The organism is Croceicoccus sediminis, assembly GCF_007570835.1.
Taxonomy (GTDB): domain Bacteria; phylum Pseudomonadota; class Alphaproteobacteria; order Sphingomonadales; family Sphingomonadaceae; genus Croceicoccus; species Croceicoccus sediminis.
Genome location: NZ_SUNC01000004.1, coordinates 323,720 through 338,867, shown reverse-complemented (window position 1 = coordinate 338,867; position 15,148 = coordinate 323,720). Strand labels below are relative to the sequence as shown.

Here is a 15,148-nt window from a genome sequence, read left to right as displayed (position 1 = left end):
TCAGCCTCCGATCGTGTCCGCCAGCATCGCCTCGGTCCGCGCGCCGGACCAGTCGTGCCCGCCGATCATGCGCCAGACTTCCTTGCCGTCGGCATCGTAAAGCACGGTCGTGGGCAACATCCCGGTGGCGTAGGAAAAACCCAGGTCGTTGTTCGGGTCCAGCCACGGCTCCAGATTGGCGAAATCTTTCTCCGCGAACCACGGCTCGACCGTTTCGGCCCCGTCCATGTCTTGCGAAACGACGATGACTTTCAGCTTGTCGGGATAGCGACCGGCCAGTTCGTCCAGCATCGGCATTTCCAGCACGCACGGTCCGCACCACGTCGCCCACAGGTTCACAAGCAACGGTTTACCCTTGAAATCGCTTATTTTCTTCGAAGTCCCGTCGGGCAGCGTAATGGTAAGATCGGGCATTTCCTGACCGCGTGTGGAAATGTCGAGCGTGCCGTTGAACTCGCTCTCGCCGCCTTGCGCCGCGTTCGCTTCTGCTTTGGCTGATGCTTCAGGTTGCTCCGGAGCCTCGCTTTGCCTATCGCACGCGGCGATTGCCGGTACGGTGCAGGCCAGCGCGATTCCGGCGAAAAACTTGAAGGACGGGTTTATTTCGATGACGGGCAATTCGGGCTCCGGTGCAGGCGGCGGTCAGGCGAACCAGATGTGGGGCGGACGTTTCGCCGAAGGACCGTCCGCGATCATGCGCGAGATAAACGCCTCCATACCCTTCGACAAGGCCATGTGGCGACAGGACATCGCCGCCAGCAAGGCCCATGTCGCGATGCTGGGCAAGCAGGGTATCGTGTCGGCAGACGACATGAAGCTGATTTCGGACGGGCTCGATCAGGTCGCTGCCGAATATGAAGCTAACGGGGTTCCCGAAAACTGGGACCTCGAAGACATCCACATGGTGACCGAGGATCGCTTGACCCAGCTGATCGGCGCTGCGGCCGGGCGCTTGCACACCGCGCGCAGCCGCAACGACCAGGTGGCGACCGATTTCCGCCTCTGGGTGCGCGACGCGATGGATCAGGCGGATGCGGGGCTGCTGGCCTTGCAGCGGGCGCTGGTAACGCGGGCGGGTGAGAACGCCGACAGCATCATGCCCGGATTTACCCACCTTCAGACCGCGCAGCCGGTGACGCTGGGCCATCATCTCATGGCCTATTACGAGATGTTCCGCCGCGACCGTTCGCGCTTTGCCGATGCCCGCACGCGCATGAACGAATGCCCGCTGGGCAGTGCGGCGCTGGCGGGTACAGGTTTCCCGCTGGACCGTGACAGCACCGCAGGCGAGCTGGGCTTCGACAAGCCGACCGACAACAGCCTAGATGCCGTGTCGGACCGTGATTTCGCACTGGATTACCTGCAGGCCGCGGCGCAATGTTCGCTGCACCTTTCGCGTCTGGCCGAAGAAATGATCATCTGGGCCAGTCAGCCCTTCGGCTTCGTGCGGATGCCCGATACGCTGTCTACCGGCAGCTCGATCATGCCGCAGAAGAAGAACCCCGACGCGGCCGAACTGGTGCGCGGCCATGCGGGGCGGATCGTCGGATGCCTGACCAGCCTGATGGTCACGATGAAGGGGCTGCCGCTCGCCTATTCGAAGGACATGCAGGACGACAAGCCGCCGGTGTTCGAGGCGGCATCGCTGCTGGCGCTGTCGATCGCGGCGATGACCGGCATGGTCGCCGACGCGACGTTCAAGACGGACCGGATGCGTCAGGCCGCCGAACTAGGCTATGCCACCGCGACCGATTTGGCCGACTGGCTGGTCCGACAGGCGGACATTCCGTTCCGCGAGGCGCATCACATCACCGGCGCTGCGGTCAAGCTTGCCGAAAGCAAGGGCGTCGCACTCGACCAGCTTGCGATGGACGAATTGAAAGCCATCGATGCGCGGATCGACGAACGGGTCTATGATGCCCTTTCGGTCGAGGCATCGGTCGCCGCGCGGTGCAGCCATGGCGGCACCGCTCCGTCCGAAGTCGCAAAGCGCGTGGCAGAGGCCCGCAAGGTTCTGGGAATGGAGCAGGGCGCATGACGATCCGTAACGCCATCATCGGCAGCGCGCTGGCAGTGCTGGCCCTGTCTGGGTGCGCGCGCGAAACCGACTTGCGCCCCGTCGAAGGTGCTTCGCTGCCGCCGACGCCCTATGGCGCCGATACGCAGCCCGATGCCGACGACCTGCTGGAACGTCCCGCGCAGGCTGCGCCTGAACGCAGCGTGGAACTGCGCACCCGTTCGGAAGAGCGGGAGCAGGACCCCTTCGACCTGCCGCCGGAGGGCTGACGTGGACCATTTCCAGGTAAAGAACGGCGTGCTCCACGCCGAGGACGTGGCCCTGCCGACAATTGCCGAAGCGGTGGGCACGCCCGTCTACGTCTATTCCGAAGCGACCCTGCGCCGCCATGCTCGCGTGTTTCGCGAGGCGCTTTCGATCCTGCCCAGCACGCATTTCGCCTTTGCGGTGAAATCGAACCCGAACCTCGCCGTATTGCGCGTGCTGAAGGAAGAAGGCTTCGGCGCGGACGTCGTTTCGATCGGCGAGGCGCGCCGCGCGCTGGCTGCAGGCATTCCGGGCGCGGACATCGTCTTTTCCGGTGTCGGCAAGACCGACGAGGAAATGGCAGAGGCGCTGGAATCGGGCATCGGCCAGTTCAACCTTGAGAGCGAGGAAGAGGGCATCGAGCTTGCCCGCATCGCGCATGAAAAGGGCCTGACCGCGACTGCGGCTCTGCGCGTCAATCCCGACGTCGATGCCGGGACGCACGACAAGATCAGCACCGGCAAGGCCGACAACAAGTTTGGCGTGCCCTATTTCGCCGCGAAGGACATTTTCGCACGCTTGTCAGCGCTGCCGGGCATGAACTTGCGGGGTCTGGCGGTTCACATCGGCAGCCAGATCACCAACCTCGACCCCAGCCGTGCCGCTTTCACCAAGATGGGCGTGCTGCTGGCGGACCTTCGCGCGGCGGGCCACACTATCACGCACGTCGATCTGGGCGGCGGTCTGGGCGTGCCCTACCGCGTGGGCGAACAGCTTCCCGGTCCCGACGACTATGCCGCGATGGTGGCCGAAGTCGTGAAGGATTGGGACGTCACCGTCATGTTCGAACCGGGCCGCGTCATCACCGGCAATTCGGGCGTGCTGGTCAGCAAGGTCGTGCGCGTGAAGCGCGGCGCGAATAATCCCTTCGTGGTGGTCGACGCGGCGATGAACGATCTCGCCCGTCCGGCCATGTACGATGCCTGGCACGATTGCGTGGCCGTCTGTCCGAATGGCGAGACGATGACCGCGAACGTCGTCGGCCCGATCTGCGAAAGTTCGGATACCTTTGCCAAGAACCGTGAGATGGACGCGGTGACGACCGGCGATCTGGTCGCCTTCCGTACGGCGGGGGCCTATGGCGCGACGATGGCGAACACATACAATTCCCGTCCGCTGGTGCCCGAAGTGCTGGTGAATGGGGACAGGTTTAGCGTCGTCGCCAACCGCATCGAGCCGGCCACGATCCTTGCGGCCGAACAGGTCCCGGACTGGCTGAAGTAAGGCCGCGCCGATGCAGTCCCTTCCACTCTTCTTCCGCATTTCGGGCCGCAAGGTCGTCGTGCTGGGGCAAGGGGAGGCGGCCGACGCGAAACGCCGCCTGATCGAACGCGCGGGCGGGGAATGCGTCGGAGAGCCGGAGGCACACCACGCCGTCCTGGGCTTCGTCGTGGTAGAGGACGACCGCGATGCCGAGGCCGCGGCCATCCGGCTGCGCTGCCGGGGGCTTTTGGTCAACGTCACCGACAAGCCCGCGCTATGCGATTTCACCGTGCCGTCGATCGTGGACCGCGATCCGGTGCTGATTGCGGTGGGCACAGGCGGTGCCTCTGCCGGGCTTGCCAAGATCTTGCGCCTGCGAATCGAACGGCTGCTGCCGCAAGGGCTGGGCAGGCTTGCCCTCGCGCTGCGCGATGCGCGGGCGGCGATGAAGGAGCGCTGGCCGGGCGCCGCCGAACGCCGCCGCGCGCTGGACGCTGCACTGGATGAAGGCGGAACGCTCGACATCATGGCCGTGCAGGACGACCATGCGGTCGAAAACTGGCTCAAATCGGATGCCGACACTGCGCCGGGCGGGCTGCACGAAGTGGTGCTGCGTTCCACCGATCCCGACGACCTCACCCTACGCGAAGCGCGCCTTCTGGGCAGCGCCGATGTCATCGCTCATGATCCCGCCGTGCCCGATGCGCTTCTGGTCCGCGCCCGCGCCGATGCGGTGCGCACGGACCTCTCCGACACGGCGCACGATGGCCTTGTCGTGGTGCTGCGCCTTTCCTGACCGGATGTGCAGGGGTTCGGCCCTCATCAGCGTTAACGGCTTTGCAAGGTTCCTGACATATCTCGTTACCTGCAAGTAAGAGACCAACCAGGAGACCAGTCATGATCGTAGCAATAGCAGCCGCAGGCGTCGGCATCAGCTTTGCAGCTTCGGTTTGGGCGACCAAGCAGATCGCCGCCCAGGACGAAGCCAAGGCCTAATCCTTCTCGCGTGATCCCTGCCCGCAGTGCCGGGCAGGGGGATCGCACCTTTATCCCAGCCCGTCCTGAACCAGCGCGTCGAGCGCGCCCTGCAGGATGATGGCTGCCGCGTGAGAGTCGATGCGTTCGGCCCGTTTGGCGCGGCTCATGTCCTGTTCGATCATCGCGCGTTCGGCGCCGACAGTGGACAGGCGTTCATCCCACAACAGTATCGGCAGATCGAACGCGGCATCGAGGTTTCGCGCCAATGCCCGTGTCGCCTGTGCGCGCGGTCCTTCGGTGCCGTCCATGTTCTTCGGCAGGCCGATGACGAAGCCCATAGCGCCGCGTTCGGTGACCAGTTTCGTCAGCGCCTCTTTCAACGGGCCGAACTTGCCGCGCGGCAGGGTCTTGCCCGCGGTCGCAAAGCGCCATCCCGCATCGCATGTCGCCACACCCACCGTCTTCGTGCCGGGGTCGAGCCCAATCAGGATACCGCCGTTCGGCAGGAGGTCGGAAAACCCGCGCGCGTTTTCGAAGATCATTGCGCCGGGGCACTCGCCGTAGTCGCGGGCGCGGCGTTACCGTGCGTTTTCAGCCACCCGGCTTCCCGGTTGGCGAAATCCCGGCGGATGTTCATCCAGAACAGCGGGATGTCATAGACGTGGTAATTGTTACCCGGCAGCACCGCGTTGCCCATCGCGGGCGGGGTGCCGATCAGCAGCAGGTTGTCTTCCGAACACCGCGCCGGGACGACCCCGGGAACAAGCATTCCGCTCGAAAAATTGCCATTGGGAACCAGCGTGCCCAGATTGGCACTGGCCGGAGCCTTCCCGCCGACCGTCCCCAGGATCGGGTTGGTGCAAAGCGTATCGGCCTTGTCCAGCGGCTTTCCGTCCAGCGTCGGCCCGCGTTCGTAGGCATCGAACAGCGCTTCGGGATCGGCCGGCTCGCCATAGCTCTGCCAACTCAGCACGCAGCCCGCCTGGCTGTCGGTGGCACAAGCTGGAAGGCCCATGGCAGGCAGGTCCCGCTCCATCGAAACGGGCCAGCCGGCGATATAGGCGGCAACGATCCTGTCGGCAAGCGGCGTGCCCGCGACCTTTTCGGCCAGCAGCCGTTTCAGGTGCAGCGCGCCCTGGCTGTGTCCGGCCAGCACGATGGGAGTGTCCTTGCCGGTGGTCGCCACGAAATAGTCGAAGGCCTGTGCGATGTCGTTATACGCAAGGTCGAAGGCCTTGGACGTGTTTTCGCCCGATACCAGGAAGGCACCGACCGCGGCCTGGCGATAGCGCGGGGCCCAAATCTCGACCGATCGGTTGAACGGACTGGCCAGCCCGCGCACGAACAGTTCCGCACCCGAATTGGCCGCCTGGTCGTCCAGCGGCGCGTTCCATGCATCGCGTTCGAGATAGCTGGTGGGGTGGACGAAGAACACCGCTGAACGGGCCGGCGTCCCGGCATTCGCCACGCCGGCGGGCCGCCAGCGGGCGGGATCGGACGAACTGTTGCCCGGACGGCTGATCCACATGTCCGGATCGGCGTAGGCGTTCCCGGTCAACGGGTCCTGCGCCACGAAATCGCCCTTGGGCGTAAAGGCCAGTTCGGTCAGCTCCTTCGACCAGATCGTCAGCACGAAACCGGCAATGATGACCAGGACGATGCAAAAGGCGATGAAATAGAGAAACTTGCGAACCATCAGGCGGGTGTCTCCGCGTCGGGGAAGCCATCGGGCGTGCCGTGTCCGGCACGTTCGCTACGGTGTTCGAGCATGACCTTGAACATGGCGACCAGCGGATCGGCCAGAGCAAGGCCGATGATCCCGAAAAGGATGCCCAGGATAAGCTGCATCGCAAGGACGAGGGCGGGGGCGAGATCGACGGTCTTCTTCGCGATCATCGGAATGACGACATAGCCGTCGAAGGTCTGCACCACGAGATAGACGCCAAGGCAGTAGAGCGCCATGTCCGTCCCGCCCGAAAAACCGACCAGCACCATCAGCAGGCCGGAAATGACCGCGCCGATGTTCGGGATGAACGCAAGCAGGCCGGTCAACAGGCCGAGGAGCGCGGCGAGCGGTACGCCATATAGCCCCAGCGCGGCCCAGGTCAGGACGCCTTCGAAGACCATGCCCACAAGCCGCCCGAACATCAGGCGGCGTAGGGCGTGGGCCATCTTGCCCGCCATTTCGAGAAAGCTTTCCCGGCTGTTGTCGGGCAGCATCCAAGCGACGCCGCGTTCGTAGAGGCGTGGTTCCAGCACGATGTAGATGCCAAGGATCAGGATCAGGAACAGCGTGGTAACCCCGCCGATCAGGCCGCCGACCACACGGGTCAGCTGACCGACCCCGCCCAGTGCCTGCTGCGCGATGCCGGACATCGAATCGGCGTTGATGGCAAAGCCCTGTGCTTCGAACCAGTTTATGACGCGAACGCCCTGTTGTTCGATGATGGAGGGGAACTGCGCGGCCTGATCGGCAAGCTGGGTTCCCGCGAAGAAGGCCACCCACGCGGCAAAGAGCGCGCCCAGAATCAGCACGACCGCTATGCGCGCACCGCGGTTGAGCGGGATCACTTTACCCAGAAGCCGCGCACCGCCATCGATGATCGCGGCAAAGACCAGCCCGCCGAAAACCACCAGCAGCGCCTGCGCCATGTAGATCGCCGTACCGACAAGCACGACGACGAGCGACCAGACCAGCGCCTTGCGCGCCTCGAACCGTAGCTGGGGGTCGGAAATTGTGGTCGGGCTGTGCGACTGCGGGTGCGGATCGTCGACGTCCATCAGGTCTTCCCATGCTCCCCACTGTCGCCGCGTGCGGGCGAGGAAGCGATCGAGGTGCCGCGCTCCCGTATTTCGGGGCGCAGACTGCGCCATGCGCGGCCTTCGCGCAAGGCTCCCCACCATGTCAGGGGGTTCCAACTCTCTGTTCCGTCGAGCGAAAAGGTGATGAATTCGGCCCGCCCGCCGATGTCGGCCAGCGGAACCGGGCCGTTCAGGCCCTTGTTCAGGCCCATCTCGCGGCTGTCCGCGCTGTGATCGCGGTTGTCGCCCATCAGGAAGACGTGACCTTCTGGAACGACGATTTCCGCCATGTCGTCCAGCGGCTGATTCTCCAGGTGGTCTATAACGACGTAGCTTGCCCCGTTGGGCAGCGTTTCGCGCAGCAGCGGCAGTTCGCATACTTCCTTGCCCGAAGGCAGCCGCTTGCGAAGATAGGGGAAAGTATAAGGCTCGCACGGCGCATTGACGTCCACGGGCAGGTCGACCGGCGGTTCGACTTCCTGCGGGACGGCGACGCCGTTCAGGATGATGCGTCCCTTTTCGACCGCGATCCGGTCTCCGGGCAGGGCGACGACGCGCTTGATCCAGTCTTCGGTGGCATAGGGCGGGACGACGATCACGATATCGCCATATTCCGGCGTTCCGGGAAGCACGCGCCAGTCGCTGCGCGGCAGGACGTGGAAACTGGCCGACACCCAGGAATAGCCATAAGGATATTTGGATACGATCAGGCGGTCGCCGACCAGAAGGTTCGGCATCATCGAGATCGACGGGATGTAGAACGGCTTGGCCACCAGGCTGTGAAACGCGATCACGGCCAGCAGCATGACAAGCAGGCCGACGATCTCCTGAAACCAGGAATGACCTTCCGGCTCCTTCGACAGGGTTTGCGGCGATTTGCGCACCGCCTCGCTTTTACCGAACAGCGGCATGGATCAGTCTGCCTGCGTAAAAGGCCGTGCCTCGATCACCACGAAGGCCTGTGCCCATGGGTGATCGTCGGTCAGCGTCAGGTGAACGTGGACTTCGTGGCCATGCGGGGTGAGTTCGGCCAGCCGCGCCGCTGCGCCCCCTTCGAGAGCCAGCGTCGGCGCGCCCGACGGGGCGTTCACGACGCCGATGTCCTTCATGAAGACACCGCGCTTGAACCCGGTGCCGACCGCCTTGGAAAACGCCTCTTTTGCCGCGAACCGCTTGGCATAAGTGCCCGCGCGGGTGTGGGGACGGCGCGCGGCCTTGCCGCGTTCCACCTCGGTAAAGACGCGAAGTTCGAATCGCTCGCCGAAACGGTCCAGAGAGTTCTGGATTCGCTCGATATTGCAGAGGTCCGAGCCCATGCCGATGATCATGGCGTTACCTGTTTGTTGGGGCCCTCAGGCGCCGGGCGGGGCGCATCCGCGCCCCTTGGCTTCGCGCCAATAAGGCGCGGCGGCCATTCGGCCTTGCGGGAGTCGCTGCGCGCCCCGATCAGCGCTTTTCCGGGGCGCGAAGCGAAACCCGCAAGCGCGAACGCGCGCCCGAGCTTATGCGAAGAAGCCAAGCGGGCCGGATGGCCCGCGCCCGGCGCTTGAGGGGCGAACAAACTCACCTCACCTCGCCTCGTCCATCAGGTTACGCATCCGGCGCACAGCATTCTCCAGGCCGACGAAAACGGCCTCGCCGATGAGGTAGTGACCGATATTGAGTTCCGCCAGTTGCGGGATCGCCGCGATGGGCGTGACATTGTCATAGGTGAGGCCGTGGCCTGCGTGCGGTTCGATGCCGTTCTTGGCGGCAAGGGCTGCCATGTCGGCAATGCGCTTCAACTCGCGCGCGGTGCGTTCGCTGTCGCCGTCGATCTGGGCATGGGCATATTCGCCGGTGTGGAACTCGACGATATCGGCGCCCAGCTTCAACGCGGCCTCGATCTGGCGTTCCTCGGCCTCGATGAACAGCGAGACGCGGATGCCGGCATCGGTCAGCCGCGAACAGACAGGGGCCAGACGGTTGTGCTGCCCCGCTGCGTCCAGCCCGCCCTCGGTCGTGCGTTCCTCGCGCTTTTCGGGCACGATACACGCCGCGTTCGGCGAATGGGCGAGCGCGATTTCCAGCATCTCGTCCGTCGCCGCCATTTCCAGGTTCAGCGGAAGGCCGGTCGCCGCCTGGATACGGGCCAGGTCGCCGTCGCGGATATGGCGGCGATCCTCGCGCAAGTGCGCGGTGATGCCGTCCCCGCCAACGGCCGCAACGATTTCCGCCGCGCGCACGGGATCGGGATGATCGCCGCCGCGCGCGTTGCGGATCGTGGCGACGTGATCGATGTTGACACCCAGCCTGAGGCGTTCGTTCACCACTGCGTCGATCCTTATGCGGCCTTGCGGCTTCCGGGCTTGACCGCGGGCAGGGCGGCCAGGTCCTCGGGCAGCTCGTCCTCGGCGTAAGTCGGGAAAGTGAGCGAGACGAGCGGTTCGAACGGGACGTCGAACTCGATCTCGCCGCCGGTGCGGTCGACAAGACAGGCCAGCGCGACGACCTTTCCGCCTTCGTCCTCGATCGCCTTGATCGCCTCGCGGCTGGAAAGGCCGGTCGTCACGACGTCTTCGACCATCAGCACCTTTTCGCCAGGTTCGATGGAAAAGCCGCGGCGCAGCTCGAACGTTCCGGTGGGGCGTTCGACGAAAATCGCATCCACGTTCAGCGCACGGCCCATCTCATGACCGATGATGAGGCCGCCCATTGCCGGCGAGACGACCTTGTCGATCTTTCCGCGCAATTCGCGCGGCAGCTTCGCGGCAAGGGCCACGGCCAGCCTTCCGGCGCGGTCCGGGCTCATCAAAACGCGTGCGCATTGAAGGTAATGCGCGCTGTGCCGGCCCGACGAGAGCAGGAAATGCCCTTCGAGCAGAGCGCCTGCTGCGCGGAATTCGGAGAGGACTTCTTCGTCGGTCATGCTTCTCTTTCGCGGAGGCCGATGGGCCAGAATTCAGTACGATGATAACGCTGCTGCGACGGTCTGGGCCATTGGTGCGATGGACTGCCTGCCGCGCCGCAGTGCAAAAATATCCCCTAGAGGTGCTTGAGACAGGCCGCAAGCGCGCGTATAGGCCCCCTCGCAAGCGGACCTTCAAGGGGTGTTTCGTATCGCGTCCGGGCGGGATACGACACAGGCGAAGGGGGCTGGAATACAGTTGGAACGACGCAGGAAGGCGACAGACTGGTGATGGGAATCCGCCGCACAGTTCAGTATATTGCAGGGGCCGCGACGACGCTCGCCCTCCTGCCGCAGGCGGCTCTCGCCGCAGTAGCGACCACAGAGGCACCCGTTGCCGAAGCGACCCAGGCCGCGGCCGAAGCTGCGGGCGGTTACGTCCCGATGGCTCCGACGCCGGGCAAGGGCATGCCGGTCGACGGCGGCATCTGGTTCCAGGACCAGTATTCGCCGATCGGTGACTACGGTTCGTGGATCCACGACGCGATTCTGTTCCCGTTGATCACGGTGATCTCGCTGTTCGTTCTTCTCCTGCTGTTGTGGGTCATGGTGCGCTATCGTCGCGGCAAGAACCCGACGGCGTCGAAGACCAGCCACAACACGCTGATCGAAGTGATCTGGACCGGCGTTCCGGTTCTGATCCTTCTCGGCATTGCCGTCCCCTCGATCGACCTGCTGGCAAAGCAGTACGAATCGCCGCCCGAAGACGCGCTGACCGTCAAGGTGAACGGCTATCAGTGGTACTGGGGCTACGAATATCCCGACAACGGCGGTTTCGAAGTCATCTCGAACATGCTGGACGAGGAAGAGGCGATCGCCCGCGGTGAGCCGGCACACCTGGCCGTCGACAACCGCATGGTCGTTCCCGCCGGTGTCCCGATCCGCATCCAGACCATCGGCATGGACGTGATTCACTCGTTCGCGGTTCCCTCGCTCTGGTTCAAGCTGGACGCAGTGCCGGGCCGTCTCAACGAGAAGGCTCTCTTCATCAAGGAACCGGGCGTCTATTACGGTCAGTGTTCGGAACTGTGCGGCGTGCGTCACGGCTACATGCCGATCGCCGTCGAGGCTCTGCCCAAAGAACAGTTCGAGGCATGGGTCCTTGAACAGGGTGGTGAACTGCCCGGCAGCCAGCCGACTGTCGCGGCATCGCAGGAAGACGGCGACGCAGAAGTCGACGCCGAGGCCGAAGTCACCACCGAGGGCGAAGAGCCCGAAGCCGCCAATGTCACGGCGGCCTGACCAGATTTCCGGATAGGGTAAGATCATGGCTACCACAGCAACCCCCGAAACGCTGCCGGCACACGAGGACGCGCACGACCTGCACAGTCACGCAGATCACAAGCCGCCGTTCTTCCAGCGCTGGTTCATGTCCACCAACCACAAGGACATCGGCACCCTCTACCTGATCTTCGCGATTTTCGCGGGTGTCATTGGTGGTGCGATTTCCGGCATCATGCGTGCCGAACTCGCCGCGCCGGGTATCCAGTACCTTGGCTGGTGGACCACGTTCCTCGGCGGTGACGGGGCCAATTTCGATGAAACGCTCCACCTGTGGAACGTCCTGATCTCGGCTCACGGCCTGATCATGGTCTTCTTCATGGTCATGCCGGCCGTCATCGGCGGTTTCGGCAACTGGTTCGTCCCGATCATGATCGGCGCGCCGGACATGGCCTTCCCGCGCATGAACAATATTTCGTTCTGGCTGACTTTCGTCGCGTTCTGTTCGCTCATGATCTCGGCCTTCGTGCCGGGCGGCACGGGCAACGGCGCGGGCACCGGCTGGACGGTCTATGCTCCGCTCTCGACTTCGGGTTCGCCCGGGCCTTCGGTGGACTTCGCCATCTTCGCGCTGCACCTTGCCGGTGCCAGCTCGATCATGGGCGCGATAAACTTCATCACCACCATCTTCAACATGCGTGCGCCGGGCATGACCCTGCACAAGATGCCGCTGTTCGTGTGGTCGGTGCTGGTTACCGCCTTCCTGCTGCTGCTGGCCCTTCCGGTCCTGGCCGCAGCCATCACCATGCTGCTGACCGATCGTAACTTCGGGACGACGTTCTTCGATCCGGCCGGTGGCGGCGATCCGATCCTGTACCAGCACCTGTTCTGGTTCTTCGGTCACCCCGAAGTCTACATCATGATCCTGCCCGGCTTCGGCATCATCTCGCAGATCATCTCGACCTTCAGCCGCAAGCCGGTCTTCGGCTACCTCGGCATGGCCTACGCCATGGTCGCGATCGGCGTCGTCGGCTTCATCGTGTGGGCGCACCACATGTACACCGTCGGCCTGTCGGTTAACGAGAAGATGTACTTCACCGCCGCCACGATGGTCATCGCGGTGCCCACCGGCATCAAGATCTTCTCGTGGATCGCGACGATGTGGGGCGGCAGCCTCGAATTCAAGTCACCCATGTGGTGGGCCCTTGGCTTCATCTTCCTGTTCACCGTCGGCGGCGTCACGGGCGTTGTCCTGGCCAACGGCGGCATCGACGACAACCTGCACGACACCTACTACGTCGTCGCGCACTTCCACTACGTCCTGTCGCTGGGTGCGGTCACCGCTCTCTTCGCGGGCTGGTGGTACTGGTTCCCGAAGATGTTCGGCAAGATGCACTCCGAGTTCCTCTCGAAGCTGCAGTTCATCGTCTTCTTCGTGGGCGTGAACACGCTGTTCTTCCCGATGCACTTCCTGGGCATGCAGGGTATGCCGCGGCGTTACCCCGACTACGCCACCGCTTACGAGCTGTGGAACTGGGTTGCGACCAAGGGCTATGAGATCATGGCCGTCTCGATCGTGATCTTCTTCATCAACGTCTTCTATTCGCTGATCGCGGGCAAGAAGGCTGCGCCCAACTACTGGGGCGAAGGTGCCACGACGCTGGAATGGACGCTGTCCAGCCCGCCGCCGTTCCACCAGTTCGAGACCCTGCCGGTCATCGACGACAAGGCCGGCGCCCACTGAGGCACCGGGACACCGCAATCACCAGGGCGCCCCGGGATCCGATCCCGGGGCGTTCTGTTTTAGGGGGCTCTCGTTCGATGCAGGGCCTCCGCCCAAGGACGGGCTTTTCACACCGGACCACATGGTTCATAGGGCACCGATGATCACAGCCGATCATTCCGTACTGATACCCAGCGACTGGCGGGACTTCCTCGCGCTGACCAAGCCGCGCGTGATGACGCTTGTCGTCTTCACCGGCCTTTGCGGCCTGCTGGCGGCGCCGGGCAGCATCCATCCCGTGATCGGGTCCATCGTCATCCTGTGCATCGCCGTGGGCGCAGGCGGCGCGGCCGCACTCAACCAGTGGTACGAATCCGAGATCGACGCGCAGATGAAGCGCACGGCAAAGCGGCCCATTCCCGCCGGCCGCATGGCGCGAACCGATGCCCGCGATTTCGGCATCGCGCTCTCGGCAGGATCGGTGATGGTCATGGGCTTGGCTGCAGGCTGGTTGACCGCCGCGCTGCTGGCGGTGTCGATCGTCTATTACGCGGTCGTCTACACGATCTGGCTGAAGCCGCGCACGCCGCAGAACATCGTCGTCGGCGGCGGGGCGGGGGCCTTTCCGCCGCTGATCGGGTGGGTCGCGGTGACGGGCGACGTGACCCTGATGCCGATCGTGCTGTTCGCGATCATCTTCATGTGGACGCCGCCGCATTTCTGGGCGCTCGCGCTCTTCGTGAAGACCGATTATGCGAAAGTCGGCATCCCCATGATGCCGGTGGTGGCGGGCGAGAAATCGACTCGCCGTCAGATCCTGATCTACGCGATTCTGCTCACGCCTTTCGCGCTTGCGCCGTGGTATCTGGGGTCGGCCGGGACGGTCTATGCGGTTAGCGCCGCGGTTCTGTCGGCGGCCTTCGTCGGCTTCTCGTTACCAGTTGGCCTGCGCGCCAGCGCAGAGGAAGACGCGATGAAGCCCGAAAAGCGCCTCTTTGCCTTTTCCATCCTCTACCTTTTCGCCCTGTTTGGTGCGCTTGTCGCCGACAGGCTCCTTCACAACGCAGGACTGATCGCATGACCCCCGAAGATCAGAAGCAACTCGAAGCGCGCCGCAAGAGCAGGAACAGGGCACTGGGCCTCGTCCTTCTCGGCCTCGTGGTGCTGTTCTTCGCGCTCACCATCGTGCGTTTCCCCGATGCAGACGACATCGCGGCGTTCCAGGCGGAGCAGGAGGCGGCACGGTGAGCACGGTTTCAGCGACCGGACCGGACGAAACCAACGCGCAGAGGAGCAATCTTCGCGTCGGCATGTTCGCGCTGGGCATCGCGGTCGCGATGCTGGGGCTGGGCTATGCCTCGGTGCCGCTTTACCGGATGTTCTGCCAGGTCACCGGCCTTGGCGGTACGACGCAGCGGGTTGACGAGGCGCAGGCTGCGACGGTTCAGGCCGCGACCGGTCAGACGATCACCGTGCGATTCGATGCCAACACCGATCCCGGTCTTCCGTGGGAGTTCCGCCCCGAACGTCCCAAGCAGAAAGTGACGATCGGACAGCGCGACATGGCGACGTTCGTTGCGCGTAACGATTCCGACAAACCGATCACCGGCACCGCGACGTTCAACGTCACACCGACTCAGGCGGGGGTCTATTTCAACAAGATCCAGTGTTTCTGCTTTACCCAGCAGACGCTGAAACCCGGGCAGGAAATGCGGATGCCGGTGCTTTTCTACATCGATCCGGAATACCTCAACGACCCGGATACGAAGGATGTCGGGGCGGTCACGCTCAGCTATACCTTCTATGAAAGCGCGGATAGCTGACCGCTAACCGGCGAAAAGGCGTGCAAAGGCTCTGGACCGGGCGCGCAGGCGGGGTTAAAGGCCCCGTCAAACCGAATGGGCGGAACCGTTTTTGGATCCGCAGTGCTCAAAGGCTGGAAACTCAGGGG

17 protein-coding genes are annotated in these 15,148 nt (G+C 64.0%); 9 read left to right on the top strand and 8 right to left on the bottom strand.

Going from position 1 to position 15,148, the window contains the following annotated elements:
* Entirely contained in the window at positions 1-618 is a 618-nt protein-coding gene (locus tag FAX90_RS14750) for a TlpA family protein disulfide reductase (RefSeq protein ID WP_240704932.1), read from the bottom strand.
* Positions 619-655: 37 nt separating this feature from the next.
* Between FAX90_RS14750 and argH the strand changes: the two genes are divergently transcribed.
* From argH to FAX90_RS14730, 4 genes are read left to right on the top strand one after another with little or no spacing between them, the layout of a single operon-like run.
* Complete coding sequence (gene argH / locus FAX90_RS14745) at positions 656-2,038, top strand: argininosuccinate lyase (protein WP_240704939.1); 1,383 nt, start codon at positions 656-658, stop codon at positions 2,036-2,038.
* Positions 2,035-2,286, top strand: coding sequence for a hypothetical protein (locus FAX90_RS14740; protein WP_144098175.1), 252 nt, complete (start codon positions 2,035-2,037; stop codon positions 2,284-2,286). Before argH ends, FAX90_RS14740 begins: the two co-directional genes overlap by 4 nt.
* Position 2,287: 1 nt before the next feature.
* Complete coding sequence (gene lysA / locus FAX90_RS14735) at positions 2,288-3,547, top strand: diaminopimelate decarboxylase (protein ID WP_144098174.1); 1,260 nt, start codon at positions 2,288-2,290, stop codon at positions 3,545-3,547.
* Between the two features lie 10 nt (positions 3,548-3,557).
* Positions 3,558-4,322, top strand: a complete 765-nt coding sequence (locus FAX90_RS14730; protein ID WP_144098173.1) for a precorrin-2 dehydrogenase/sirohydrochlorin ferrochelatase family protein — start codon at positions 3,558-3,560, stop codon at positions 4,320-4,322.
* 250 nt (positions 4,323-4,572) lie between these two features.
* Here the strand turns inward: FAX90_RS14730 and ruvX are convergent, their stop codons facing one another.
* The 7 genes from ruvX to pyrE all read right to left on the bottom strand — a co-directional run bounded on the left by ruvX (position 4,573) and on the right by pyrE (position 10,214).
* Positions 4,573-5,046 (bottom strand): Holliday junction resolvase RuvX, encoded by a 474-nt coding sequence (gene ruvX, locus FAX90_RS14725; protein ID WP_144098172.1) that lies wholly within the window; start codon positions 5,044-5,046, stop codon positions 4,573-4,575.
* The gene (locus FAX90_RS14720; protein ID WP_144098171.1) at positions 5,043-6,200 is read right to left on the bottom strand and encodes a DUF3089 domain-containing protein; all 1,158 of its coding nucleotides are present in this window, start codon (positions 6,198-6,200) and stop codon (positions 5,043-5,045) included. Before FAX90_RS14720 ends, ruvX begins: the two co-directional genes overlap by 4 nt.
* Complete coding sequence (locus tag FAX90_RS14715; protein WP_240704931.1) at positions 6,200-7,378, bottom strand: AI-2E family transporter; 1,179 nt, start codon at positions 7,376-7,378, stop codon at positions 6,200-6,202. The genes FAX90_RS14720 and FAX90_RS14715 overlap by 1 nt, the downstream gene beginning before the upstream one ends.
* Positions 7,285-8,217 (bottom strand): signal peptidase I, encoded by a 933-nt coding sequence (gene lepB / locus FAX90_RS14710; protein ID WP_144098170.1) that lies wholly within the window; start codon positions 8,215-8,217, stop codon positions 7,285-7,287. The genes FAX90_RS14715 and lepB overlap by 94 nt, the downstream gene beginning before the upstream one ends.
* Before the next feature lie 3 nt (positions 8,218-8,220).
* Positions 8,221-8,634, bottom strand: a complete 414-nt coding sequence (gene acpS / locus FAX90_RS14705) for a holo-ACP synthase (protein WP_144098169.1) — start codon at positions 8,632-8,634, stop codon at positions 8,221-8,223.
* A 240-nt stretch (positions 8,635-8,874) separates the two neighbouring features.
* Positions 8,875-9,615: a pyridoxine 5'-phosphate synthase gene (locus FAX90_RS14700; RefSeq protein WP_240704930.1), complete on the bottom strand. Its 741-nt coding sequence runs from the start codon at positions 9,613-9,615 to the stop codon at positions 8,875-8,877.
* A gap of 14 nt (positions 9,616-9,629) precedes the next feature.
* Positions 9,630-10,214 (bottom strand): orotate phosphoribosyltransferase, encoded by a 585-nt coding sequence (gene pyrE, locus FAX90_RS14695; protein ID WP_144098167.1) that lies wholly within the window; start codon positions 10,212-10,214, stop codon positions 9,630-9,632.
* Positions 10,215-10,484: 270 nt separating this feature from the next.
* On the opposite strand from pyrE, the gene coxB reads away from it, so the two are divergent.
* The 5 genes from coxB (at position 10,485) to FAX90_RS14675 (ending at position 15,020) form a co-directional block, all read left to right on the top strand.
* Positions 10,485-11,495 (top strand): cytochrome c oxidase subunit II, encoded by a 1,011-nt coding sequence (coxB, locus tag FAX90_RS14690; RefSeq protein WP_144098166.1) that lies wholly within the window; start codon positions 10,485-10,487, stop codon positions 11,493-11,495.
* Positions 11,496-11,520: 25 nt separating this feature from the next.
* A complete protein-coding gene (ctaD, locus tag FAX90_RS14685; RefSeq protein WP_144098165.1) occupies positions 11,521-13,218 on the top strand; it encodes a cytochrome c oxidase subunit I in 1,698 nt (565 codons plus the stop codon).
* A 139-nt stretch (positions 13,219-13,357) separates the two neighbouring features.
* Positions 13,358-14,278, top strand: coding sequence for a heme o synthase (locus FAX90_RS14680; RefSeq protein WP_144098164.1), 921 nt, complete (start codon positions 13,358-13,360; stop codon positions 14,276-14,278).
* Positions 14,275-14,445, top strand: coding sequence for a hypothetical protein (locus tag FAX90_RS16660; RefSeq protein WP_170235002.1), 171 nt, complete (start codon positions 14,275-14,277; stop codon positions 14,443-14,445). The genes FAX90_RS14680 and FAX90_RS16660 overlap by 4 nt, the downstream gene beginning before the upstream one ends.
* Positions 14,442-15,020: a cytochrome c oxidase assembly protein gene (locus tag FAX90_RS14675; RefSeq protein ID WP_276612383.1), complete on the top strand. Its 579-nt coding sequence runs from the start codon at positions 14,442-14,444 to the stop codon at positions 15,018-15,020. Before FAX90_RS16660 ends, FAX90_RS14675 begins: the two co-directional genes overlap by 4 nt.
* The last annotated feature ends 128 nt before the right edge of the window (positions 15,021-15,148 follow it).

Excerpts from the sequence above, each read along its gene's own strand:
- FAX90_RS14715 (WP_240704931.1), bottom strand. The coding sequence starts at position 7,378 with ATGGCGCAGTCTGCGCCCCGAAATACGGGAGCGCGGCACCTCGATCGC.
- FAX90_RS14740 (WP_144098175.1), top strand. The coding sequence starts at position 2,035 with ATGACGATCCGTAACGCCATCATCGGCAGCGCGCTGGCAGTGCTGGCC.
- FAX90_RS14720 (WP_144098171.1), bottom strand. The coding sequence starts at position 6,200 with ATGGTTCGCAAGTTTCTCTATTTCATCGCCTTTTGCATCGTCCTGGTC.
- coxB (WP_144098166.1), top strand. The coding sequence starts at position 10,485 with ATGGGAATCCGCCGCACAGTTCAGTATATTGCAGGGGCCGCGACGACG.
- pyrE (WP_144098167.1), bottom strand. The coding sequence starts at position 10,214 with ATGACCGACGAAGAAGTCCTCTCCGAATTCCGCGCAGCAGGCGCTCTG.
- argH (WP_240704939.1), top strand. The coding sequence starts at position 656 with ATGTGGGGCGGACGTTTCGCCGAAGGACCGTCCGCGATCATGCGCGAG.
- acpS (WP_144098169.1), bottom strand. The coding sequence starts at position 8,634 with ATGATCATCGGCATGGGCTCGGACCTCTGCAATATCGAGCGAATCCAG.
- FAX90_RS14730 (WP_144098173.1), top strand. The coding sequence starts at position 3,558 with ATGCAGTCCCTTCCACTCTTCTTCCGCATTTCGGGCCGCAAGGTCGTC.
- ctaD (WP_144098165.1), top strand. The coding sequence starts at position 11,521 with ATGGCTACCACAGCAACCCCCGAAACGCTGCCGGCACACGAGGACGCG.
- ruvX (WP_144098172.1), bottom strand. The coding sequence starts at position 5,046 with ATGATCTTCGAAAACGCGCGCGGGTTTTCCGACCTCCTGCCGAACGGC.
- lepB (WP_144098170.1), bottom strand. The coding sequence starts at position 8,217 with ATGCCGCTGTTCGGTAAAAGCGAGGCGGTGCGCAAATCGCCGCAAACC.
- FAX90_RS14680 (WP_144098164.1), top strand. The coding sequence starts at position 13,358 with ATGATCACAGCCGATCATTCCGTACTGATACCCAGCGACTGGCGGGAC.
- FAX90_RS16660 (WP_170235002.1), top strand. The coding sequence starts at position 14,275 with ATGACCCCCGAAGATCAGAAGCAACTCGAAGCGCGCCGCAAGAGCAGG.